The following is a 21,695-nucleotide window of genomic DNA, read 5'->3' as shown; positions in this document are numbered from 1 at the left end:
AAAAGTCGTACAGTCGTCGCATTTGCTCTGGGGTCGATCCTCCTATATGGTAATATTAAAAAAGGAGGTCTTATGACAACAAGGCACACCGAGCCTATCACATGCGAATGCGGTCACAAGGGAGCAGTCATTTGGCGCGAGAACGACGCTCCTTTTTCAAGGCAGTATGAGGAATATAGTCTGTCTGGCTTTTCTGGTGAAGGATTTACCTGCACCTATACGACGCTTTCTGATGCTATTGACCGCATGAAGCCCAAATGTCCCGATTGTGGGGCTGTCGGCAAAGTGACAATTACCTAAAAATACCGGCCTACCGTCCATTAAATGGGAAAGTAGGCCGGTGCCCTTACTGCCGCCCCAGCATCAGTGCCGCCGTCGCCTTGGCGCTGCCGACCACGCCCGGAATCCCTGCGCCCGGATGCGTGCCCGCCCCGACGAAATACAGGTTCGGGATCGAATCGTCGCGATTATGGACCCGGAAATAGGCGCTCTGGGTCAGGATCGGCTCCAGCGAGAAGGCCGAGCCCATGTGCGCGTTCAGGTCGGTCGCGAAATCGGCCGGGGCGTAGTGGAACTTGGTCACGATCCGCTCGTGAATGTCGGGGATCAGGCGACGACCCACTTCGTCCAGGATACGCTTTTCCAGGATCGGCCCGACCTCGTCCCAGTCCATCGGGAACTTGCCCATGTGCGGCACCGGCGCCAGCGCATAGAAGGTCGAATGCCCCTCGGGCGCCAGACTTGGGTCGGTGACGGTCGGGTGGTGGAGGTAGAGCGAGAAATCCTCCGACAGCACGCCGGTGTCGTAGATATCAGTCAGCAGGCCCTTATAGCGCGGGCCGAACAGGATCATGTGGTGGGGGATGCCCGGCCACGCGCCCTTGATGCCGAAATGGACGACGAACAGCGACGGCGAATAGCGCTTGCGCTCCAGCCGGTTGACCGTCCGCCGCGCCGAGCGGTTGTCAGACAGCAGGTCGCGATAGCTGTGCATGATGTCGGCATTGGTCGCGACGGCATCGGCCTGGATGGTCAGGCCGCTCTTGGTGACGACGCCGGTCGCGCGGTCGCCCAGCGTCTCGATCCGGGTGACGGGATCGCCCAGGCGGATGACACCGCCGATCCGCTCGAACTGCGCGACCATGCCCGCCACCAGGCGATTGGTGCCGCCGCGCGCGAACCAGACGCCGCCGTCGCGCTCCAGCTTGTGGATCAGCGCATAGATGGCGCTGGTCGTCATCGGATTGCCGCCGACGAGCAGCGTGTGGAAGGACAGCGCCTCGCGCAGCTTCTCCGACTTCACGAACTTCGACACCATGGCATAGACCGAATTCCATGCCTGGTATTTCGCCAGCGCGGGCGCGGCCTTCACCATCGAGGCGAAGTCGAGAAACGCGACATGGCCGAGCTTCTCATAGCCTTCGCGGTACACGCCCTCGGCATAGTCGAGGAACTTGCCATAGCCCTCGATATCGGCGGGGTTCAGCTTGGCGATTTCCGAGCGGAGCTGGGTGTCGTCGTTGCTATAGTCGAAATTGGTGCCGTCGACCCAGTTCAGCCGGTAGAAGGGGCTGACGGGGTCGAGCTTCACATCCTCGGACATCGACCGGCCGGTCAGCGCCCACAGCTCCTCCAGGCAGGCCGGATCGGTGATGACCGTGGGCCCGGCGTCGAAGGTGAAGCCGTCACGCTCCCAATAATAAGCGCGCCCGCCCGGCTTGTCGCGCGCCTCGACGATTGTCGTCTGCACGCCCGCCGATTGCAGGCGGATGGCCAGCGCCAGCCCGCCGAAACCCGATCCGATGACGACCGCGCTCTTCATGCCCGACCTCGCAAAGCGGCGATGGCGCGCAGGATCGGCACCGGCGGCCGTCCGGTCAGAATTCGTGCCTTGTCGGCCATGGTCGATTGCCCCGCATAGAAACGCCCGACCAGGTCGGGCGGAAGTCGATAGAAACGCTCCAGAACGCGGTATCGCTCATCCGGCTCCGCGGCCTTGAACAACATCGTGTCGAGCATACGGTAAAAGCCGCGTGCGTCCCAGGCATCGCGCGCCATGCGATAGGTCGCGTCGTGCAGGTCGGCGCCCGCAAAGTCGCGCCGATCGGCCAGCATCGCGGCCATGCGGATCGCATCGGGCAGCGAATAGCCCGTGGTCGGGTGGAACAGCCCCGCGCGCATCCCGGCCTTAGGCGTTTTGGCCCCGCCGCTGCGCCAGTAACCGTCGAAATCGCCGCCCATCGCGACGGGCAGCACGCCCGCCTCCTCGCGCACCACCTCGGCCCCCACCCAGTCACGTGCCTCGGCATAGCGCTCGATCCGCTGGACGATGGCGCGCCGGTTCAGCTCGGCCGAGGTCGAGTAATAGGTGTCCTCGACGAAGATCCGGTCCTCGGCAAAGGGCAGGGTGTAGACGAAGCGATAGCCGTCGAGCTGCTTGACGGTCGCGTCCATCACCACCGGCCGCTCGACGCCGTGCGGGCGTGCGAGCTTCAGCTCCTGCCCGACGAATTTCTGCCAGCCGCAGGACAGCGAGGACAGGTCGCCCGCGCCGCGTGCGTCGATCACGCCCGTCGCCTCCACCCGGTCGCCATCGGCGAAGACGGCGGCCGTGGCCGATACCGCCAGCACCTTGCGTCCCAGGATCAGCGCGTGCGGCGGCAGGACCCGGCGCACCTCGGCGTCGAGCCGGTGGCTCTCGATCGAATAATAGGTCTGGTTCAGGGTGCGCGAGTGGGCCGGAAAGGCGACATCGTAACTGCGCCAGCCATGCGCGACGAGCCGCTCGACGATCCAGCGGTCGCGCTTGTCCACGTCGCTGCCGAAAAAGGACCAGAGGTGGTTGCCGCCGATCGTCTCGCCCGTATCGACCAGCCGGACGTCCAGCGCGGGGTGGCGGGCCTTAAGCGCAAGGGCGATCAGGCCCCCGGCCAGGCCTGCGCCAATGATCGCGACATCGCAGGAGATTTTGGCAGCCATCGCTTTACCGCTACCGGAAAGCGTGGCCGACGCAAAGGGCCGGTACCATTACAGAAGGACGGCGGTGTCGGGCGCGTCGCCGGTCGCAAAGCCCCCGGTGATCTTCCATGCCGCCAGATCGACGATCGCGATCCGGTTATTCTCCAGCGCGGCATAGAGAATCGACCCTCCGGCGGGCAGGTTCAGCCCCGGCGCGGCGGCGGGCAGCGGCAGGCGGGCTTCCTCGGCCAGGGTCGTGGAGGAATGGCGGGTCAGGCTCTTGTCGGCGGTGTTCGACACGATCAAGCGGCCGTCACTTGCCACGACCACCCGCACCGCCTCGCCGCGCAGTTTCGTGCGGGCACGTGGCTGGAGCGTCACTGCGTCGAGCGCGTGGAGAACCCCAGCCGGGCGATCGATGACATAGAGAGTGCGCTCGTCGGGGCTGAGCGCCAGCCCCTCGGGGGCCTTGCCAATATGCTGTTTGACTGGCGCGAAGCTGGCATCGTCGGGATCGACCATGATGACCATGCCGCTCATCGTATCGGCGACATAGGCGCGGGCACCATCGGCCTTCACCACGAAATAGTGGCTCCGCGCGCCGCCGACCGGGATCATCCGGTCGGGGCTGTCGGCGGTGGCGGGCGTGTTGAATCGGGCGAGCAGGCTGTCGGTTTCGGACAGCGCATAGAGGCGCCCCTTGGCGTCCATCCGCATCCCGTGCCAGCGACGGTGCGGCGACAGGTCGATGGTGCGGGCCAGCCTGCGTGCCTGCAGGTCGATCGCCCAGAGCTGATGCCCGCCCTCGCCGCCGAACTGCCAGCCCTTCACGCCGTAACCGCCGACATAGGCGAAGCGGCCGTCCGCATCGGCGACCATCTCGTGCGGCTGGATACCCAGCGGAACCTGGCCCAGCCGCTCGCCATCGGGCACGCGATAGAAGGCGACGCCCCCCGTGCCCTTTTCGACGACCGCCAGCACACCGCGCTGCACGGCCGCCGCCTGCGCCCGGCGCGCCCAGGCAAGGGGAAGGGCTGAGGCCACGCCCAGGGCGGCCAGGCTCCACAGGCCCTGACGGCGATCGATCAGCGGCATGGGGCGACTCCTGAACAACGGGGGATGACAGCCAGACGTGGCGCGCGGCCGTATGTTCCGCCGGGCGACGGAGCCGATGCGGAACTGATGCGTCTTTTCGGGCAAAGCAGGCTCGCCGCCGGTTGCGGTGAAACGGCCCATTGAATAGGTGAACCGCATGATCCGCACCCTGAACGAAAGCGTCGCCGTCGCTCCCCAGATCCGGCCAGAGGACGTCGCCGCGATCAAGGCGGCGGGCTATGCCGCCATCGTCAACAACCGTCCCGACGGCGAGGAGCCGGGCCAGCCGACCGGCGACTCGATTCGCGCCGCCGCCGAGGATCAGGGGCTGGCCTATACCGCCATCCCCGTGACGCCCGGCGGGTTCAGCCACGAGATGGTCGACCAGATGACCCAGGCGCTGGTCGAGGCCAAGGGGCCGGTGCTGGCCTATTGCCGGTCGGGTACGCGCAGCTGCAATCTGTGGGCGCTGGCGGCCGCCAAGGCCGGACGCAACCCGACCCTGATCGTGATGCAGGCCGAAGGGGCGGGTTACGACCTGTCCGGCCTGCGCCCGACGCTGGATGCGCTGGCGGGCAACGCCGGATGATCCTGCCGCTCGTCGGTACGGTGCCGACCGGGGTGCTGGCCGGGCTGGGCGCGGGCGTCGTGCTCGGCGGGGCGGGTATCGCCTGGCTGTGCACCCGCCGCCGCGACCACCGGGTCGGCTCGCCCGAGGATGTCGCCGCCGCGGCCGAGGCGGCGCTGGCGGGCTTTACCGTCGCGGGCGCCGTGGTCGGCGCCGATGGCCAGGGTGCGCTGGCCGTGGCGACCGATGGTCGGGTCGCGGCGATCAAGCTGCAGGGCCGCCGGATCGCGGTGCGCGAAATCCCCTGGACGCGGGTACGCTCGACCGCCGAGGGAATCGTCGCGGAGGTCGAGGGGCGTTTCGGGCCGGTTTTGCTCGCCGGGGTGGACGTGCTCGACATCCGGCGGCTGGCGCCACGTTGACGGGGGGAAGGCCCCTCCACCATCCTTTGGATGGTCCCCCTCCCCATCGGAGATGGGGAGGAATGGTAATCCAAAATCCTCCCCAAGCTCGCTTGGGGAGGGGGACCGCCCGGCGCAGCCGGGTGGTGGAGGGGCAAGGCCCCCCATGATCGACTGGACCTTCCTCGCGCTCGCCGCGGCCGGGGGCTTTGTCGGCGGCGCGATGAATGCGCTGGCGGGCGGCGGCAGTTTTTCGACCATGCCGACGCTGATCGCGCTTGGCCTGCCCTCCACCATCGCCAATGCGACGTCCAATGTCGCGCTCCAGCCCGCCGCGATGGCGAGCGTCTGGGCCTATCGTCACGGGCTGGAGCCGGTGATGGGCGTGACGATGCGGCGGATGGCGGCGCTGACCTTCGTCTTCGCGCTGGTGGGGAGCATCCTGTTGTTCCTGACGCCGCCCCGTGCCTTCGACCTGATCGTGCCCTGGCTGCTGCTGACCGCGACGATCGCGATCGCGGGCGGCCGCCACGCCTCGGAATGGCTGGCGCGGATCGCCAAGCCGGGGCCGCGCGCGCTGATGGCCGCGCAGGCCGTGCTGGGCATTTATGGCGGCTATTTCGGCGGCGGCATCGGCATGATGCTGACTGCTGCCTGGGGTCTGCTCTCCGGGCGCAACCCGGCGCAGCTGGCCGCACCGCGCACGCTGATGCTGGCGACCGCCAATGCCGCGGCGACACTGGTCTTCGTGGTCACGGGGATGGTCGCCTGGGCGCAGTGCCTGCCGATGCTGGCGGGCGGCGTCATCGGCGGCTGGAGCGGTGCGCTGATCGGGCGCAGGCTGCCCGCCGGACTGGTCCGGGGCTGGACGCTGTTGCTGACCACGGTGACGACGGCGGTGTTCTTCTATCGAGGGTATATCGCCTGATCGGCACCGCCCCGCCCGCTGCGGAAACGAGCAAGGACGGCGTCCGGAAACAGCCGGTCGTCATCTGACGCGCCGTCCCTTCATGCGAAGGCTATGCCTGACGCGTGACGACCGCCGGGATATCGCCCTGAGCCTCCAGCGCCGCCGCCAGCGCGCGGATCGCGAATTCTTCCTGGCGGAGGCGCGGTGCTATCGTGCCGCGCAGGGCGACGACATCGCGGCGATACCCGGCCCAGTCGGCGACGGTCGCCTCGATCGGCCAGCGCGACAGGAAGGCGGAGATGCCCTGGCGATAGTCGGTCGCGGTCGCTTGGAACGCCAGCCATGCGGCACCGCCGGGCGTATGGGCCAGCCGCTCGGCAACGGGATTGACGGTATGGACGAGCCAGCTGGCGCGCTGGCGGCTGGCATTGGACAGCAGCCAGCGGCTGCGGCTGAGGGCGACCGGATCGGGCGTCGCCGCTTGGCAGAGGGCGCGGTGCTCGCTCATGGACCGCACCAGCATATCACGCATTTCAAGCCATTCGGGCAGCATCGGGGAGTCTCGGCACCATCATGATGGCCTTCGCCACGACGTCGGAACGGTGGCAGGCAGGCAATTCGGGAAGATCAACGGCGGTAGCGGCCCCCCCCCGACCGTTCCGCCTCGTCATCGCGCACCGGGCCGGGGCCGAGTGCGACGAACATGCTTTGCTAATTGGTCATCGAAGGCCTCCTGCTGGACGGGCATTCTGACAGACCAATCTAAATCAAGTTTTAACGCGCCATCGGGTGCCAAGGCACCGGGCCGGGATCTTGCCCCCGACCCGGTCCCGGATCACTTCGCCGCGTCGCAGGCGCCGATGCGACGGCCCTCGGTATGGATCTTCTGCGACATCGGATGCGCGCCGGTCACCTCCATGTCCTGATCGGTGGTGAAGCTGGTCGCCGTGAAGCTGCCCCTGGTCTTGCTGTGCATCGTCATGTCGCCGGGCATCTTGCAGGTCAGCTCGCTCTCCACCTTGCCGCCCTCGAAGGTCGAGCTCTTGACGGTGCAATCCGACTGCGCCTGCTTCAACAGTTCGGCGGGGCCCTTGGCGGCCTGTTCGGCGGTCAGGCAGATGCTGTTGGTCTGGGCGGGCGGGGTCGAGCTGACGCCCTTGGGCATGTTGGCCATCTTCAGGTCGCTGACCTGGGTCTTCACCTCCCATTTGCCGGGTTCCAGCTTGGCGACGGCGGAGCCCGATCCGGTCTGGGTTTCCGTCACTTCGCCGGTCGCCGCATTGCTGGTCACGGTGGTCGAGCCGGTCTTCTGGTCGCAGGCGGCGAGCGGCAGCGCGCCGATCAGGATCAGCGGAACGAACAACTTCATGCGAAACCCTCCTTCGTTGGCGGGCGGTATCGGCTGTTGCCGTTCCGCCGGTGGTACACCAACACATGGATCGTCCCCGGGTTTCGGTTTCGGCTATGATACCGGGCGGGACGAAGGGAGGCCGGTCGACGCAGCGTTGTGGTTCGGCACGACGAAAACGCCGCCCGGCGGCCATTCGACCTCGGTCGTCAGGAGGCGTAGATGACGTTCCTCCGCGAACAGCCGCTTGTCGGCATCGCGGCGATAGTCCTGCGCCGCCAGCGCATAGCCGCCCGGATCGGCCATCACCGCCTCCATCGACCAGCGGGCGATGAAGGCCGACAGGACCTGGCCATAGGCCGGTGTCTCGTTGCGCAGCGTCAGCAACCCAACGGCGGCCTTCAGATGGCCATGCTTCTCGACGAACGGGAAGACGGTGCCCGTCAGGAAGGCCAGGCGCTGGCGACTGGCCTGGGCGATCTGCCACCGGACATGCCGCAGGGCTCGGTAATCGGGCTGTGCGGCGTCGCACAGGTTGCGATGGTCATCCAGCCAGCGGACAAGCCTGGCGTGATGGCCCCGAAGCTCGGTTAGCATGACGGGCCTTTTCAAAATGTCGGCCCGATCATGACAGCTGGAGGTTACAAAGCCGTAACCAATTTCGGGCGTCCGGGGCCGCCCCATCTCCTCGACCGATCAGGCGTCGGGCCGTCGCATTTCGAAACGCGCACCCTCCGTCACCTCGAAATAATCGGCCGGGCCGCCGCCGCGCAGGATCGGGCGGGCGCGGGCGGTCTGGTAGATGCCGTTTTCGATCAGGTCGGCGGCGATATGGATGCCCACCGCCTCGCCGATGACCAGCCACTGGTCGAGTTCCTTCCCCTCCTTGGTTTCCAGCCGGATCAACTGGGTCAGGCGGCATTCGAACGACACCGGGCTGTCGGCCACGCGCGGCGCGGCGACCAGTCGCCCATCCTCGGCCGTCACGCCTGCCAGGGAAAACTCGTCGACTTCGGCAGGCACGGTCGCGGCGCTGGCATTCATCGCCTGGGCCAGGGTCATGGTGGCGAGGTTCCAGGTGAACGCCTTCGTCTCGGCGATATTGGCGACCGAATCCTTCCACCCTTGCGACGAAAAGCCGATCAGCGGCGGACGGTAGTTGAAGACGTTGAAAAAGCTGTAGGGTGCCAGATTGTTGACGCCCGCCGCCGACCGGCTGCCGATCCAGCCGATCGGGCGGGGGGCGACGATCGCGTTCAAGGGATCATGCGCCAGCCCATGACCGTTGACGGGTTCGTAGAAATGCCAGTTATCGATCATGGACGGTCACCAAGAAGGAGTGGGAATGGAAGCCGGAACGCCGACCGAGCCGGAAAGAGCCCCCGAGGGTGCCGGAACCGTCATCCGCCGTCATGGCTGGGTGACGCGCATCTGGCACTGGGTCAATGCGGTGGCGGTGCTGATCCTGCTGGGGTCGGGACTGGGCATCTCCAACGCGCATCCCCGGCTCTATTGGGGGCAATATGGCGCGAACTTCGATCACGCCTGGGCGACCCTGCCGCATTTCCCCGCCTGGCTGACCATCCCGGCGCGCTATAATCTGGCGATCTCGCGGCGCTGGCATCTGTTCTTCGCACTGGTGCTGGGCTTCGGGCTGCTCGCCTATATGATCGGCAGCCTTGTCACGCGGCATTTCCAGCGTGACCTGCGAATCCGGGGGCGCGAGTTGCGTCCGGCGGCGATCTGGGCGGACTTTCGCCAGCATCTGGCGCTGCGCTTCCATGACGCGCACAATCCTCGCGCCTACAATCTTTTCCAGAAGCTGAGCTATGCGGGCGTGGTGTTCGTCGCGCTGCCGCTCGCGATCCTGACCGGGATCGCGCTGTCGCCGGGCATGAACGCCGCCTGGCCCTGGGTGCTGGAGGTACTGGGCGGGCGGCAATCGGCGCGCTCCATCCACTTCATCACCGCGACCGCGCTGTCGCTGTTTCTGATCGTGCATCTGGTGCTCGTCATCCTGGCGGGGCCGCTGAACGAGATGCGGTCGATGATTACCGGCCGCTGGAGGGTTTCCGAATGATTCGGCGTCGTACGATCCTGACCGGCGGCGCGGGACTGCTGCTCGCCGGTTGCGACAAGGTGATCCAGCAGCCGACCGCGCGCAAGATCCTGTTCGCGGGCGAGGATATGCAGAAAGGCCTGCAACGCGCGCTGATGGACCGGGGGGCGCTCGCCCCCGAATATCGCCGCGACCAGATGTCGCCGATCTTCCGCACCAACGGCACGCGCAACCCCGGCACGCCCGAATATACCGCGCTGGCCGCCAATCGGTTCGAGGACTGGCGGCTGAAGGTCGGCGGCCTGGTGGGCAAGCCGCTGTCGCTGTCGCTGCGCCAGATCGGCGAGTTCCCCGCACGCCGCCAGATCACCCGCCACGACTGTGTCGAGGGGTGGAGCGCGATCGGCGAATGGATGGGGCCGATGCTGGGCAATATCCTGAAGGCCGCCGATATCAGCACGCGGGCGCGCTACATCGTCTTCACCTGTGCCGACCTCTATGGCGGCCAGCCCTATTATGAATCGATCGACCTGATCGACGCCTTCCATCCCCAGACGATCCTGGCCTGGGGCATGAACGGGCGGATGCTGGATATCGGGCACGGCGCCCCCCTGCGGCTGCGCGTCGAGCGGCAGCTGGGATACAAGCACGCCAAATATCTGATGCGGATCGATGCGGTCGAAAGCCTGGCTAACATAGGTTTGGGCAAGGGCGGTTACTGGGAAGATCACGTCGATTATGACTGGTATGCCGGGATTTAAGACACTAGGGCGTGCCGTATGGCGCTGATCGATCTGTTTCTGTCGCGCGCGGTTCGCAAGGGCCGCCTGTCTCTCACCCATCATGACGGAAAGGTCCGCGAGTTCGGCTCGCCCGAACCCGGTTACCCCGATGTCGCGATCCGCTTCACGGATCGCCAAGTCGCCGGGCAGATCGTCCGCAATCCGGCGCTGGCGGCGGGCGAGTCCTTCATGGACGGCCGCCTGGTCGTCGAGAAGGGCGATGTCCGCGATCTCGTCGAGCTTCTGACCGCCAACGACAAATGGGAGGCGGGGCGTGCGAACCTGAACCCGTCGCGACTGGTTCGCGCGGCGGGCGCGATCAAGCATCGCATCGACCGGATCAACATGGAACGGCGGTCGAAGAAGAACGTCGCGCATCACTACGACCTGTCGGGCACGCTGTACGAACTCTTCCTCGACACCGACAAGCAATATAGCTGCGCCTATTTCACCGATCCGCAGAACGATCTGGAGCGCGCGCAGCGCGACAAGAAGGCCCATATCGCGGCCAAGCTGGCGATCGAGCCGGGGATGAGGGTGCTCGACATCGGCTGCGGCTGGGGCGGCATGGCGCTGTACCTGCACCAGAAGTGCGGCGCGGAAGTGTTGGGCGTCACCCTGTCCGAGGAACAGCTGAAGGTCGCGCGCGCGCGGGCCGAGGCGCTGGGCGTATCGGATAAGGTGAAGTTCGAGCTGATCGACTATCGCCGCGTCACCCCTGAGGCTTTTGGGGGCCAGTTCGACCGCATCGTGTCGGTCGGCATGTTCGAGCATGTCGGGCCGCCGCAATATCGCACCTTCTTCCGCAAGTGCCGCGACCTGCTGACCGAGGACGGCGTGATGCTGCTCCACACGATCGGGCGGCTGAACGGGCCGGGCGTCACCGACGACTGGACGACCAAATATATCTTCCCCGGCGGCTACAACCCCGCGCTGTCGGAGATCGTCCGCGCGCAGGAGGGGCTGCGCATGTTCCTGACCGATGTCGAGGTGCTGCGCTGCCATTATGGCTGGACGCTGGACATCTGGTACGACCGCACCGTGGCGGCGAAGGACCGCATCGTCGAACTGTATGACGAGCGTTTCTACCGCATGTGGCTGTTCTATCTCGCGGGCGCGGGCGCGGCGTTCCGCAATGGCGGCCTGTGCAACTACCAGGTGCAGCTGACGCGCGGGCGGCTCTCGGTGCCGGTCACGCGGGATTATATGTTCGAGGGCGAACGCGCGCTGCGGGACTGAGCCGTGTCATTCCTCCCCTGCCAAGGGGAGGTCGCAGTCCGGGAGGGGTGTCGCCGCTGGCGGTGACACCCCTTCCCATTGCCAGCCGTTCCGCAGAGACATGCCCCGAGGGATGGATCGTTCAGGCGGGCAGCGCATCCTCTTCGGCCTGTTCGACCTCGGCGGCCTGACGCGTCCACATTTCGGCGTAGAGCCCGCCCCTGGCCAGCAATTCGCCATGCGTGCCGCGCTCGGCCACCCGGCCGCCGTCGAGGACGACGATCTGGTCGGCATGGACCACGGTCGACAGCCGGTGCGCGATGACCAAAGTAGTGCGCCCGCGCTCGATCGCCTGCAGCGTGGCCAGGATGTCCGCCTCGGTTCGGCTGTCGAGCGCGCTGGTCGCTTCGTCCAGGATCAGGATCGGCGGGTTCTTCAGCAGCGTGCGCGCGATCGCCACGCGCTGCTTCTCGCCACCCGACAGTTTCAGCCCGCGCTCGCCGACCCGCGTCGCATAGCCCTGGGGCTGGCGCTCGATGAAGTCGGCGATCGCCGCGCCCCTGGCCGCACGCTCGACATCGTCCTGATCGGCGCCTTCGCGGCCATAGGCGATGTTGTAGCCGATGGTCTCGTTGAACAGCACCGTGTCCTGCGGCACGATGCCGATCGCGGCCCGCAAGCTGTCCTGCGCCACCGCCGACACCGGCTGGCCGTCGATGGTGATCGCACCGGAATTCACGTCGTAGAAGCGATAGAGCAGCCGCGCGAGCGTCGACTTGCCCGCGCCCGACGGCCCCACCACCGCGCAGGTGGTGCCTGCGGGTATGTCGAGGGTCAGCCCCTTCAGGATGATGCGCTCGGGGTCGTAGCCGAACACGACTTGGTCGAATCGGACGTGCCCGCCGGTCACACGCAAGGGCGGCGCGCCGGGCGTGTCGACGACTTCGGCGGGCGTGTCGATCAGGTCGAACATCGCGCCCATGTCGATCACCCCCTGGCGGATGGTGCGATAGACCATGCCGAGCAGGTCGAGCGGCCGGAACAGCTGCGACAACAGCGTCGACACCAGCACCACGTCGCCCGGTGATGCCGTGCCCCGGCTCCATTCGCGCACGACCCAGGCCATCGCGAAGCCCAGCATCAGGCTGGTGATCGCCGCCTGCCCGACATTGAGCCAGGCGAGCGAATTTTCCGACTTGGTCGCGGCGCGCGCATAGGCGGCGACGCCGGTTTCGTACCGCCGCGCCTCACGCTCCTCGGCATTGAAATATTTGACCGTCTCGAAATTCAGGAGCGAATCGACCGCATGCGCGACCGCGCCGGTGTCGAGGTCGTTCATCTGCGTGCGCAGCGCATTGCGCCAGTCGGTCACCTTGCGGGTGAAGACGATATAGAGGACGACCATCGCGATCGTCGTCACCACCAGCACGGGGCCGAAGCTACGCCCGAAAATGGTCAGCACCAGCGCCAGTTCCAGCACGGTCGGCGCGATGTTGAACAGCAGGAAGTACAGCATCGTGTCGATGCTCTTCGTGCCGCGCTCGACGACCTTGGTCACGGCCCCCGTCCGCCGCTCCAGATGGAAACGCAGCGACAGGCGGTGGAGATGGCGGAACACGTCCGCCGACAGCCGCCGGGTTGCGTCCTGCCCGACCATCTCGAACACCGCGTTGCGCAGATTGTCGAACAGCGTCGTGGCGAACCGTGCGCCCGCATAGCCGACGACCAGCAGGATCACGAGCGTCAGCGCCCCCCGGTCGCCCCCGGCCATCCGGTCGACGGCATATTTGAACGTATAGGCCGCGCCCAGCACCTGAACGAGCTTGGACAGGATGACGAGCGCCATCGCCCCCACGATCCGCGCGCGAAGCCCAGGCTCTCCGGCGGGCCAGAGATAGGGGAGGAAACGACGAAGCGTCGGCAGCAGCGGCCGGTCGGCCGTGCCGGCGGTGGGATCTATCGGGGGCATGTCGAACCCATGTTGGGGAAGTCGGCGGCAAGTTCAATGGCGGGTGGTGTTTTGGGGGGTCGCGAGCGGGGTCGCCTGTGGCCTTCCCTCCCCCAAGCCCAGTTTCAGATAAACGATGCCCCGCATCGTTTATCTGAAACTCACCTGCGGGAGGGGAGTCTTGTAGTATTTGGGGGAAACTATGGCTTACCCGATGTAATGAAGGCGAACGATCGCCTCTAGCCGCTCCCCTCCCGCAGGCGGGAGGGGATGGGGGAGGGCTTCGCCACCCAGCCACGTCGCCCGTGGCAAGGCCCCCCACCCCAAACCCCTCCCCCCTGTCGGGAGGAGGGGCTTTCCATCTACTTCAACCCCGTCACGAACTCCGCGCCATGCTTCAACTGCGCGGTAGAGGGCTTCAACGTATCGCCGATCGGCTCGGCGCGGCCGCCCAGGCAGGGGCTGAGGAAATTTTCCGCCACCGCATTGAAGGCGATGCTGTTGACCGGCCGGGCAAAGCCATGCCCTTCGTCCGGGAAGACGACATAGGTGACGGGGATGGACTTGGCCGCCATCGCCTCAACAATCTGGTCGCTTTCGGCCACGTTGACGCGCGGGTCGTTGGCGCCCTGCCCGATCAGCAGCGGCTTCTTGATCCGGTCGACAAAGGTCAGCGGCGAACGCTCCTTGAGCAGCGCGCGGCCCTCCTCGGTGGTGGGATCGCCCATCCGCTTGTAGAATTGCTGCTTGCCCGCCTCCCAATAGGGCGGGATCGTCTTGAGCAGGGTGAACAGGTTGGACGGCCCGACGATGTCGACGCCGCAGGCGAAGGTGTCGGGCGTGAAGGTCAGGCCCGCCAGCGTGGCGTAGCCGCCGTAAGAGCCGCCCATGATCGCCACCTTGTCGCGGCTCGTCACCCCCTGATTGACCGCCCAGTCGACCGCGTCGATCAGGTCGTCATGCATCTTGCGGCCCCATTGCAGGTCGCCCGCCGAGATGAACTTCTTCCCGAACCCAGTCGACCCACGATAATTGACCGACAGCACGGCATAGCCGCGATTGGCGAGCCACTGGTGATAGCCGTTATAGCCATAGCCGTCGCGGGCCCAGGGGCCGCCATGGACGAACAGCACCATCGGCACGGGACCCGTCACGCCCTTCGGCCGGGTCAGATAGGACACCAGCTTCAGCCCGTCGCGCGCCGGGATCTCCACCGCCTCCATCGGCACCAGCGGCGCATCGGCCAGTTCGGGGCGGCTGACGTAAAGCGGCGTCAGCTTTTTCGCCTTGCGGTCATACAGCCAGGTCGAGGCGGGCGCGGTGACCGGATCGAAGGTGACGAGCCATTTGTCGTCCGCATCGGTGCGCGATCCGATGGAAAACTCGCCCTTGTTCTGTGCCTTCAGGAACGCCAGGTCGGCCTTCACCGCGTCGCCCACCGGCACATATTCGTTCTTCAGATAGTCGACGGCATAGGCTTCGACCCGGCCGGTGCGCGGGTTGAACAGGCCGCTGTCGACATCGGCCCTGGGACTCTCGCCCACCACCGTCATCTGGCCCGTCGCCATGTCCTGCGCCATCAGCGCGGCGGTGTTCCGGTTGCGGCTGTCGATCCAGTAGAGCGTCTTACCGTCGACGGTGAACCCCATCGGCGCGGTGGTCAGCGAATCGTCCAGGCCGTACTGCACCACCGGCTGCGCCTCCACCGTCGTGCCGTTGACCCGGTAATAGTCCGATCCGCCATCGGGCCGTGCCTTCGACGCCAGCCGCAGCTTCAACTGGTCGTCGGCGAGGAACCCGGCATAGCCGTCATTCTGCATCACCTTGGTCAGCGCGCCGGTGGTCAGGTTCAGGTCATAGACGTCATGCCAGCGCGGATCGCGATTGTTGACGCCGACCAGGATATGGTCGCGGATCGTCTCGCTGGTGCCGATGATCTGGACCCGCGTCTTCTCGAACGGGGTCAGCGCCTTTTGCTCGCCGGTCGCGACATTGACGCCGTAGAGCAGGAAATTCTCGTCGCCGCCCTTGTCGTTGACGAACAGGATCGACTTGGAATCGGGCGACCAGAAGGCCTGGCGGATCGGCCGCGTCTTCTCGGCGGTCAGGGGACGCGCCTGATCGGGGGTGGCGATGGGCGCGACCCAGACGTTCAACACGCCATCGCGCGGCGCGATGAAGCTGATCCATTTCCCGTCGGGCGACAATTTCCCGCCGATCTTGGTCGGATTGCCGAACAGCTTGGCACGCGGGATCAGCGGCACGTCCGCCGCCAAAGTCGCCTGCGCCGCGATCATCGCCGCACCGGCCGCGAGTAATGCCTTGAATACCATCTCATGCTCCCCGTTCATGAACCGTATTACTTCAGCATGTCACCTCGCGATGTGGGCGGCAAGGGGGAAATACGGAACACCGGCCATGCCCCGACGTTGAAAGTCGCAGGGAGGCGGTTGTATGGAACCGATTTTCTACGTGATGGCGATCTTGGGCTGTGGCGACGGCAGTGTGGACTGCACCGAGGCACGGATGGTGCCCGCCCGCTACGCAACGATGGCCCAGTGCCGCGCCGATTTGGCCAATCGCATCGCCGCCAACACCGACGTGCCCTATCCCGTGATCGGCGCCGATTGCCGCCGCATGGGCGCGCAGATGGCCAAGGCCGAGCGCAAGCCGACGCGGGGGTAACGCCCCGCCCCCCGTTCAGCCTGCGCGACGGTGAGGATTCAGCGCGGCCGCGTCCACAGGGTCGGATCACGCGGCACGATCCGCATCCTGTCCCGCCTCGCCGCCTGCACAGCGGCGCGCGTCATGAAGCCCAGCTTTTCCAGCTTGCCTGTCCCGACCCGGCTGTCCCAGGCCCTGCGCCCCCGCTTGGCAACCTTTCGGCCGATCGCGCCGTAGATCGCCGCCGCGGACAGCACGGCCCATGCCGAGCGATAGGATAGCGCGGGCGTGCCCATCCGCGCGCTCGCCTCGAACCGGGCGGCCTGGTCGGTCAGACGCCGCGCCAGCGCGCTCAGGCCCGGCCGGTGCGAGGGGGCCATGATCGCATCGGGTGCGATACTTTTATAGGCCAGCCACTCGCGGGGCAGGTAATGCCGCCCTGCCCCCGCATCCTCGGCAATATCGCGTGCGATATTGGCGAGCTGAAACGCCATCCCCAGGTCGCAGGCGCGGTCGAGCACCGCGTCGTCATCGGGCGCGACGCCCATCGTCACCGCCATCATGCAGCCGACGACGCCCGCTACGTGATAGCAATAGCGATAGAGGTCGTCCTCGGTCTCGGGCCGCCAGTCCTCGGCATCCAGCGCGAACCCGGCGATCAGGTCGCGGGGCCAGCGATGCGGCATCCCCGTCTCTGCCACCACCACGCGCAGCGCATCGAAGGCCGGGTCGCCGACCACCCGGCCCGCCAGCGCCGCCTCGGTCTTCTCGGTCAATTCGGCCAGCCGCGCGGGCGCATCGGCGACTCGGGTCATGCCATGGCCATGATCCTGCCCGTCGGCGATGTCGTCGCAGCGGCGGCACCAGGCATAGAGCAGCCAGGCCCGCGCGCGCGTCTCGGGATCGAACAACAGGCTCGCCGCCGCGAAGCTCTTCGAGCCCTTGGCGATCGAGTCCCGCGCCGCCGCCACCAGCGCATCGCGCTCGGTCGGGGCGGCAGTGTCGCTCACAGGTCGTCCGCGTTCATGCGCACGATCGGCTGGGTCGGCACATGCGCGCCCATCCGGTCGAGCAGCCCGTCGAGCGTGGTGTCGACGATCAGCAGCTCGCGGTGCTGCGGCCGCAGGAAACCGACCTCGCCCATCTTTTCCCAGAAGGCGACGAGATGGTCGTAATAGCCACCCGTGTTGAGCAGCCCGACCGGATCGGCATGATAGCCCAGCTGCGCCCAGCTGAGCGCCTCCCACAGCTCGTCCATCGTGCCGGTGCCGCCCGCGATGGTGATGAACCCGTCCGACAGGTCGGTGAACGCCTTTTTGCGCTCGTGCATGCCGGGCACGACGTGCAGTTCGGTCAGGCCGCGATGCGCGACTTCCGCATCAACCAGCGCCTGCGGGATGATGCCGATCACCTCGCCGCCCGCCGCCAGCGCCGCATCCGCCACCGCGCCCATCAGGCCCAGCCGCCCGCCGCCATAGACGACGCCGATCCCCCGCTCCGCCAGCCCGCGCCCGACGGCCCGGGCGGTCTCGATATATTGGGGGTCGGAGGGGGTCGCCGACCCGCAGTAAATGGCCAATCGCTTCATGCCGCCAGCGCTAGGCCATGGGGCCGGACGGGGCAAGCGGGGTTGCGGTTCACATCATGCCGATATCCTGCAGCCATTGCCGGACCTGGCCGGGCCAGCGGATCGTGATCGGATCGGCGGTCGGGCGAAGGCCGAAGGCATGTCCACCCCTGGCATAGACCCGCATATCGACCGGGACACCTGCGTCGTTCAGCGCAAGCGCATAGGCCAGTGGCTGGCGGATATTGTCCATGGGATCGTTCATCGCATGGAGGATCAGCGTCGGCGGTGCCTGGGGGCTGATCGTCACCCAGGGGCGCAGCTCCAGGCTGTTGCGCCCCTTGCTGTCGTCCAGCATTCGCGCGGTATAGGCGATGATCGCGAAATCGGGCCGTGACGACAATCGGTCGGCCGCGTCGGCGGCGGGATAGGTCCGCTCCGTCGTATTGCTCAAATTGGCGACCAGATAGGCCCCCGCCGAAAAGCCGATCGCGCCGATCCGGTGTGGATCGATGCCATAGGTCGCCGCCTGCGCGCGCAGCAATGCCATCGCACGCTGCGCGTCCTCCAGCGCCAGGAGACGCTTCGGCCGCTGTTGACGGCCATCCACGCGGGGCCAGGCCTGCGGCACCCGGTATTTCAGCATGGCGCAGGTCATGCCCTGCCGCACCGCCCAGCCACAGATTTCGGTGCCTTCCAGATCGGTCGCCACCACTCCGAACCCGCCGCCGGGCAGGACGAGAATGGCCGCCCCGCTATTACGGCCCTTTGGCCGATAAACGGTCATGGTCGGCCGCGTGACATAGCTGGCCCAATGCCAGAGGCGGCCGCCGACCATGCCGGTGCCGTTGCCGGTCGCCTCCGGCCGGTCGCCGCTATCGGGTTTGGCAAGGACTATGTCCTTGGGCCAGAGCGGAGTCTGCACCCCGCCATCGGCAGGTTGCCACGCCCCGACGCGTTCATGCTTGTCGAATGGAGGCGGTTTTCGGATCGTCTCGCCGGAGACAGTCCCGGCGAGGGTCAGGCCGAAGGCCAGCAAGATTCCGAACCGCGACACGTCCGCCTCCTCCACAATGGCATGGATGGGGGGTACGCTACGGGTGCCGGATATCGCCGACAAAGCATGATTGCTCGCAACAGACGAGAGCTTTTCTCATGCCGGGGCGATGGACATGAAAAAAGGGCGGCGCCGACCAACGGCACCGCCCCCTTTCCTGATGCCGCTTGGCTTACTTGCCGCGCAGCGTGTTCAGCAGCGCGAGGCCCACGACGCCGCCCAGTGCCGCCGAGGCGAAGGGGCGATCCTTCACGAACTGGCGTGCCTGGTCGAGCAGCGGGCGAACCGTCTGGTCGACGCTGGTCTTGGCGTCGCCGAACGTCTTCTGTGCCTTGCCGCTCAGCTGTTCGCCCTTGCCCTCGGCTTCCATCGACTTGTCGCCCAGCATGGCGCCCATGCCCTGCTTGACCTTACCGCCGAAGTCGGTGGCGGCGCCATTCATCGTATCGGTGTTCATCGAGCATCTCCGTATTGGTTTCAGGGATGATGGAGGGTCAAAACCCCGGGGTGCGCGGATGTTTCCTGGTATCTTTGCACTATTCGACAAAAGGACCCTACCCATCCGCCAATCGAGCAGGCCATTGAATCGAAATCGTTATGATTTGTGGACTTGCGGCGGAAAGGACGGCACACTCGCGGCACTTTGCGGCGATGCCGGAGGTCTGGAATGCGAAATACGGTGCTGGCGGGAATCGCCGTGACGACCATCGGGGCTGGCATCTTCCTTTATGCGACGCATCGTCGGGATGATCCTCGCCCCGAACCTGCCCCCGTCATCGTGGTGCGCCATGGGCCCGAGGTTCTGCCCGCGACGCCCACACCGGCCAAAATCGCCGCCGCCATGCCTGCCGCGCGACCCATCGAAACGCCCCCGTTACGTCGGCGCCGCAGCCGCAACCGGACGATGGTCCGCCGCCGGTCGACCTGCTCAGCGGCCCTATCGAGAATATGCGCCAGAGACTGGCCTATGAACGACGCAAGAGTCCCGATGCGGCCCGAGCGGAGATTTACGTGCAAACCCGCTATGACCAGTTGAAGGGCATCGGCTCGGCAGGACGCAAGATCGATGTCATTTGCGGCCTCTCCGCCTGCCAGGTTTCGGGGAGCATCGAGAGCATGCCCGGCGGCAGTACGAACGACGTCATGGAGGCGGTTCAGTCGGACGCGCTGATGCAGGATATGGCGGCCAAGGGCTATGAATTCAGCGGCACGACCTTCGCCCCGGGCGCCGGAGGACGCGGTATGTTCGTGACCTATTACAGCCGATCCGCCTCCCGCCCTCCGATCTAAGGCCACCCCCGCCCTTCCCCCGCCCCCGCCGCATCGCTACATGCACGGCGATGGTCGCCGACCCCCTTGCCAAGCTCCACGAAGTTTTCGGGTACAACCAGTTCCGGGGTGTGCAGGAACAGGTGGTCGACCGTGTGCTGAACCGGCAGCGCACGCTGGCGGTGATGCCGACGGGGGCGGGCAAGTCGCTCTGCTACCAGTTGCCCGCCGTCATGATGGACGGATGCTGCGTCGTGGTCAGCCCGCTGATCGCCTTGATGCACGACCAGCTGCGCGCGGCCGAGGCGGTCGGTATCCGCGCCGCCACGCTGACCAGCGTCGACCAGAACCGGGCCGAGACGGTGGCACGCTTCCGCCACGGCCAGCTCGACCTGCTCTACGTCGCGCCCGAGCGCGCGTCGTCGGGGCATTTCCGCGAGCTGCTCGGCTCCGCGCCGCTCAGCCTGTTCGCGATCGACGAGGCGCACTGCGTCAGCGAATGGGGGCATGACTTCCGCCCCGATTACCGCCTGCTCGAACCGCTGATGGACGCCTTTCCCGACGTCCCCCGGCTCGCGCTGACCGCGACCGCCGATGCGCATACCCGCGCCGACATCGCCAAGCAGCTGGGCATCCCCACCGAAGGCATGATCGTCTCGGGCTTCGACCGTCCCAATATCCGCTATGCGATCAGCCCCAAGGCGAATGTGAACCTCCAGATCGCGCGCGTGGTGGCCGACACGCCCGGCCCCGGCATCGTCTATGCGCAGACCCGCGCGGCGACCGAGAAGCTGGCCGAGGCGCTGGCGCGGACGGGCCGCCCGGTACGTGCCTATCATGCCGGGCTGGACCCAGCGGTGCGCGCGAAGAACCAGGCCGATTTCGTCGCCTCCGAAGACATGGTGATCTGCGCCACGGTCGCCTTCGGCATGGGGATCGACAAGCCCGACGTGCGCTTCGTGGCCCATGCGGGACTCCCAAAGTCGATCGAGGCCTATTATCAGGAAACCGGCCGTGCGGGCCGCGACGGCGATCCGTCGGTCGCGCATCTCTTCTGGGGGGCCGACGACTTCGCCCGCGCACGGCAGCGCATGGCCGAGGTCGAACCCGAACGACAGGCGGGCGAGCGCGCGCGGCTGTCGGCACTGGGCGCGCTGGTCGAGACGGGTGGTTGCCGCAGGCGGATCCTGCTGCGGCATTTCGGCGAGGAACTGGCCGAGGATTGCGGCAATTGCGACAATTGCCTCGGCTCCCCCGATGCGGTCGATGCGACGACGACCGCACAGAAATTCCTATCGGCGGTGTTCCGCACCGGCCAGATGTTCGGCGCGGGCTATATCGAGCAGGTGCTGACCGGCCAGTCGAGCGAGCGCAGCCTGATGAACGGGCATGAGGCGCTGTCGGTGTGGAACATCGTGTCGGGCGACGAGGTGGCGCTGCTGAAGCCCGTCCACCGCGCACTGCTGCTGCGCGACGCGCTGCGCACCAATCACCATGGCGGGCTGGAATTCGGCCCCGCCGCGCGCGCGCTCATCAAGGGCGAGGCGCGGCTGTCGCTGGTCGTGCCGCCCAAACGCGAGAAAAAGGGTCGCCGCGCCGCGCCCGTCGCCGCCAATCCGGCAGACAATCCGCTGTTCGAGGCTTTGCGCGCCAAGCGCCGCGAGCTGGCGCAGGAGGCGGGGGTGCCGCCTTACGTCATCTTCCACGACTCGGTGCTGCGCGACATGGCGGCGCAGCGGCCGAGCAGCCGCGCGGCGCTGTCGCTGTTGTCGGGCATCGGCGCGCGCAAGCTGGACGCGTATGGCGAGGCCTTTCTGGCGGTAATCCGCGAGGCGGGATAGGCTGCGGGGT

Annotated in this window: 22 protein-coding genes; 9 read left to right on the top strand and 13 right to left on the bottom strand. The window is 66.8% G+C overall.

What is annotated here, in order from left to right; genetic code table 11:
- Positions 1-346: 346 nt before the first annotated feature.
- From AC1GI4_RS11785 to AC1GI4_RS11775, 3 genes are read right to left on the bottom strand one after another with little or no spacing between them, the layout of a single operon-like run.
- Complete coding sequence (locus AC1GI4_RS11785; RefSeq protein WP_294268692.1) at positions 347-1,822, bottom strand: phytoene desaturase; 1,476 nt, start codon at positions 1,820-1,822, stop codon at positions 347-349.
- Positions 1,819-2,979, bottom strand: a complete 1,161-nt coding sequence (gene crtY / locus AC1GI4_RS11780; RefSeq protein ID WP_479629619.1) for a lycopene beta-cyclase CrtY — start codon at positions 2,977-2,979, stop codon at positions 1,819-1,821. Before crtY ends, AC1GI4_RS11785 begins: the two co-directional genes overlap by 4 nt.
- A gap of 48 nt (positions 2,980-3,027) precedes the next feature.
- Positions 3,028-4,053: a YncE family protein gene (locus AC1GI4_RS11775; protein WP_479629618.1), complete on the bottom strand. Its 1,026-nt coding sequence runs from the start codon at positions 4,051-4,053 to the stop codon at positions 3,028-3,030.
- A gap of 157 nt (positions 4,054-4,210) precedes the next feature.
- Between AC1GI4_RS11775 and AC1GI4_RS11770 the strand changes: the two genes are divergently transcribed.
- The 3 genes from AC1GI4_RS11770 (at position 4,211) to AC1GI4_RS11760 (ending at position 5,950) form a co-directional block, all read left to right on the top strand.
- Positions 4,211-4,642 carry a TIGR01244 family sulfur transferase gene (locus tag AC1GI4_RS11770; RefSeq protein WP_294268685.1) on the top strand — a complete coding sequence of 144 codons (432 nt, stop codon included), beginning with the start codon at positions 4,211-4,213 and terminating at the stop codon, positions 4,640-4,642.
- Entirely contained in the window at positions 4,639-5,043 is a 405-nt protein-coding gene (locus tag AC1GI4_RS11765) for a hypothetical protein (protein ID WP_433909142.1), read from the top strand. Before AC1GI4_RS11770 ends, AC1GI4_RS11765 begins: the two co-directional genes overlap by 4 nt.
- A gap of 145 nt (positions 5,044-5,188) precedes the next feature.
- Positions 5,189-5,950, top strand: coding sequence for a sulfite exporter TauE/SafE family protein (locus tag AC1GI4_RS11760; protein ID WP_433909143.1), 762 nt, complete (start codon positions 5,189-5,191; stop codon positions 5,948-5,950).
- A 91-nt stretch (positions 5,951-6,041) separates the two neighbouring features.
- Here the strand turns inward: AC1GI4_RS11760 and AC1GI4_RS11755 are convergent, their stop codons facing one another.
- The 4 genes from AC1GI4_RS11755 to AC1GI4_RS11740 form a co-directional block, all read right to left on the bottom strand.
- Positions 6,042-6,440: a hypothetical protein gene (locus AC1GI4_RS11755; RefSeq protein WP_294268680.1), complete on the bottom strand. Its 399-nt coding sequence runs from the start codon at positions 6,438-6,440 to the stop codon at positions 6,042-6,044.
- 327 nt (positions 6,441-6,767) lie between these two features.
- Positions 6,768-7,301, bottom strand: a complete 534-nt coding sequence (locus AC1GI4_RS11750) for a DUF3617 domain-containing protein (RefSeq protein ID WP_479629617.1) — start codon at positions 7,299-7,301, stop codon at positions 6,768-6,770.
- Positions 7,302-7,394: 93 nt separating this feature from the next.
- Positions 7,395-7,877 carry a hypothetical protein gene (locus tag AC1GI4_RS11745; RefSeq protein WP_479629616.1) on the bottom strand — a complete coding sequence of 161 codons (483 nt, stop codon included), beginning with the start codon at positions 7,875-7,877 and terminating at the stop codon, positions 7,395-7,397.
- A gap of 99 nt (positions 7,878-7,976) precedes the next feature.
- Complete coding sequence (locus AC1GI4_RS11740; RefSeq protein ID WP_294268674.1) at positions 7,977-8,600, bottom strand: flavin reductase family protein; 624 nt, start codon at positions 8,598-8,600, stop codon at positions 7,977-7,979.
- A gap of 25 nt (positions 8,601-8,625) precedes the next feature.
- On the opposite strand from AC1GI4_RS11740, the gene AC1GI4_RS11735 reads away from it, so the two are divergent.
- The 3 genes from AC1GI4_RS11735 to AC1GI4_RS11725 are packed head-to-tail and all read left to right on the top strand — an operon-like array spanning position 8,626 to position 11,360.
- Entirely contained in the window at positions 8,626-9,360 is a 735-nt protein-coding gene (locus AC1GI4_RS11735; protein ID WP_479629615.1) for a cytochrome b/b6 domain-containing protein, read from the top strand.
- Positions 9,357-10,100, top strand: a complete 744-nt coding sequence (locus AC1GI4_RS11730) for a molybdopterin-dependent oxidoreductase (RefSeq protein WP_479629614.1) — start codon at positions 9,357-9,359, stop codon at positions 10,098-10,100. The genes AC1GI4_RS11735 and AC1GI4_RS11730 overlap by 4 nt, the downstream gene beginning before the upstream one ends.
- Before the next feature lie 18 nt (positions 10,101-10,118).
- On the top strand, positions 10,119-11,360 hold the full coding sequence (locus tag AC1GI4_RS11725) for an SAM-dependent methyltransferase (protein WP_294268668.1): 1,242 nt from the start codon (positions 10,119-10,121) through the stop codon (positions 11,358-11,360).
- 121 nt (positions 11,361-11,481) lie between these two features.
- On the opposite strand, the gene AC1GI4_RS11720 is transcribed toward AC1GI4_RS11725, so the two are convergent.
- Both AC1GI4_RS11720 and AC1GI4_RS11715 read right to left on the bottom strand, forming a co-directional pair.
- Positions 11,482-13,308, bottom strand: a complete 1,827-nt coding sequence (locus AC1GI4_RS11720) for an ABCB family ABC transporter ATP-binding protein/permease (protein ID WP_479629613.1) — start codon at positions 13,306-13,308, stop codon at positions 11,482-11,484.
- A gap of 341 nt (positions 13,309-13,649) precedes the next feature.
- The gene (locus tag AC1GI4_RS11715; protein ID WP_479629612.1) at positions 13,650-15,620 is read right to left on the bottom strand and encodes a S9 family peptidase; all 1,971 of its coding nucleotides are present in this window, start codon (positions 15,618-15,620) and stop codon (positions 13,650-13,652) included.
- Positions 15,621-15,741: 121 nt separating this feature from the next.
- On the opposite strand from AC1GI4_RS11715, the gene AC1GI4_RS11710 reads away from it, so the two are divergent.
- Positions 15,742-15,972: a hypothetical protein gene (locus AC1GI4_RS11710; protein ID WP_294268662.1), complete on the top strand. Its 231-nt coding sequence runs from the start codon at positions 15,742-15,744 to the stop codon at positions 15,970-15,972.
- Positions 15,973-16,010: 38 nt separating this feature from the next.
- On the opposite strand, the gene AC1GI4_RS11705 is transcribed toward AC1GI4_RS11710, so the two are convergent.
- The 4 genes from AC1GI4_RS11705 to AC1GI4_RS11690 all read right to left on the bottom strand — a co-directional run bounded on the left by AC1GI4_RS11705 (position 16,011) and on the right by AC1GI4_RS11690 (position 19,032).
- A complete protein-coding gene (locus AC1GI4_RS11705) occupies positions 16,011-16,961 on the bottom strand; it encodes a phytoene/squalene synthase family protein (protein ID WP_479629611.1) in 951 nt (316 codons plus the stop codon).
- Positions 16,958-17,539, bottom strand: a complete 582-nt coding sequence (locus AC1GI4_RS11700; protein ID WP_294268659.1) for an LOG family protein — start codon at positions 17,537-17,539, stop codon at positions 16,958-16,960. The genes AC1GI4_RS11705 and AC1GI4_RS11700 overlap by 4 nt, the downstream gene beginning before the upstream one ends.
- Positions 17,540-17,588: 49 nt before the next feature.
- Positions 17,589-18,575: an alpha/beta hydrolase gene (locus AC1GI4_RS11695; RefSeq protein ID WP_479629610.1), complete on the bottom strand. Its 987-nt coding sequence runs from the start codon at positions 18,573-18,575 to the stop codon at positions 17,589-17,591.
- 172 nt (positions 18,576-18,747) lie between these two features.
- Positions 18,748-19,032, bottom strand: coding sequence for a CsbD family protein (locus tag AC1GI4_RS11690; protein ID WP_294268655.1), 285 nt, complete (start codon positions 19,030-19,032; stop codon positions 18,748-18,750).
- Positions 19,033-19,586: 554 nt separating this feature from the next.
- On the opposite strand from AC1GI4_RS11690, the gene AC1GI4_RS11685 reads away from it, so the two are divergent.
- On the top strand, positions 19,587-19,865 hold the full coding sequence (locus AC1GI4_RS11685) for a hypothetical protein (protein ID WP_479629609.1): 279 nt from the start codon (positions 19,587-19,589) through the stop codon (positions 19,863-19,865).
- 50 nt (positions 19,866-19,915) lie between these two features.
- Complete coding sequence (recQ, locus tag AC1GI4_RS11680) at positions 19,916-21,685, top strand: DNA helicase RecQ (protein WP_479629608.1); 1,770 nt, start codon at positions 19,916-19,918, stop codon at positions 21,683-21,685.
- The last annotated feature ends 10 nt before the right edge of the window (positions 21,686-21,695 follow it).

This window comes from Sphingomonas sp. 77B (assembly GCF_056497825.1).
This window is presented reverse-complemented; position numbering and strand designations above follow the sequence as displayed.

Bases quoted from the DNA above. Each gene is read 5' to 3' on its own strand.
- AC1GI4_RS11775 (WP_479629618.1), bottom strand. From the start codon at position 4,053: ATGCCGCTGATCGATCGCCGTCAGGGCCTGTGGAGCCTGGCCGCCCTG.
- AC1GI4_RS11710 (WP_294268662.1), top strand. From the start codon at position 15,742: ATGGAACCGATTTTCTACGTGATGGCGATCTTGGGCTGTGGCGACGGC.
- AC1GI4_RS11760 (WP_433909143.1), top strand. From the start codon at position 5,189: ATGATCGACTGGACCTTCCTCGCGCTCGCCGCGGCCGGGGGCTTTGTC.
- AC1GI4_RS11730 (WP_479629614.1), top strand. From the start codon at position 9,357: ATGATTCGGCGTCGTACGATCCTGACCGGCGGCGCGGGACTGCTGCTC.
- AC1GI4_RS11755 (WP_294268680.1), bottom strand. From the start codon at position 6,440: ATGAGCGAGCACCGCGCCCTCTGCCAAGCGGCGACGCCCGATCCGGTC.
- AC1GI4_RS11700 (WP_294268659.1), bottom strand. From the start codon at position 17,539: ATGAAGCGATTGGCCATTTACTGCGGGTCGGCGACCCCCTCCGACCCC.
- AC1GI4_RS11750 (WP_479629617.1), bottom strand. From the start codon at position 7,301: ATGAAGTTGTTCGTTCCGCTGATCCTGATCGGCGCGCTGCCGCTCGCC.
- AC1GI4_RS11725 (WP_294268668.1), top strand. From the start codon at position 10,119: ATGGCGCTGATCGATCTGTTTCTGTCGCGCGCGGTTCGCAAGGGCCGC.
- AC1GI4_RS11690 (WP_294268655.1), bottom strand. From the start codon at position 19,032: ATGAACACCGATACGATGAATGGCGCCGCCACCGACTTCGGCGGTAAG.
- AC1GI4_RS11770 (WP_294268685.1), top strand. From the start codon at position 4,211: ATGATCCGCACCCTGAACGAAAGCGTCGCCGTCGCTCCCCAGATCCGG.
- AC1GI4_RS11735 (WP_479629615.1), top strand. From the start codon at position 8,626: ATGGAAGCCGGAACGCCGACCGAGCCGGAAAGAGCCCCCGAGGGTGCC.
- AC1GI4_RS11785 (WP_294268692.1), bottom strand. From the start codon at position 1,822: ATGAAGAGCGCGGTCGTCATCGGATCGGGTTTCGGCGGGCTGGCGCTG.
- AC1GI4_RS11715 (WP_479629612.1), bottom strand. From the start codon at position 15,620: ATGGTATTCAAGGCATTACTCGCGGCCGGTGCGGCGATGATCGCGGCG.
- AC1GI4_RS11745 (WP_479629616.1), bottom strand. From the start codon at position 7,877: ATGCTAACCGAGCTTCGGGGCCATCACGCCAGGCTTGTCCGCTGGCTG.
- crtY (WP_479629619.1), bottom strand. From the start codon at position 2,979: ATGGCTGCCAAAATCTCCTGCGATGTCGCGATCATTGGCGCAGGCCTG.
- AC1GI4_RS11720 (WP_479629613.1), bottom strand. From the start codon at position 13,308: ATGCCCCCGATAGATCCCACCGCCGGCACGGCCGACCGGCCGCTGCTG.
- AC1GI4_RS11765 (WP_433909142.1), top strand. From the start codon at position 4,639: ATGATCCTGCCGCTCGTCGGTACGGTGCCGACCGGGGTGCTGGCCGGG.
- AC1GI4_RS11740 (WP_294268674.1), bottom strand. From the start codon at position 8,600: ATGATCGATAACTGGCATTTCTACGAACCCGTCAACGGTCATGGGCTG.
- recQ (WP_479629608.1), top strand. From the start codon at position 19,916: ATGGTCGCCGACCCCCTTGCCAAGCTCCACGAAGTTTTCGGGTACAAC.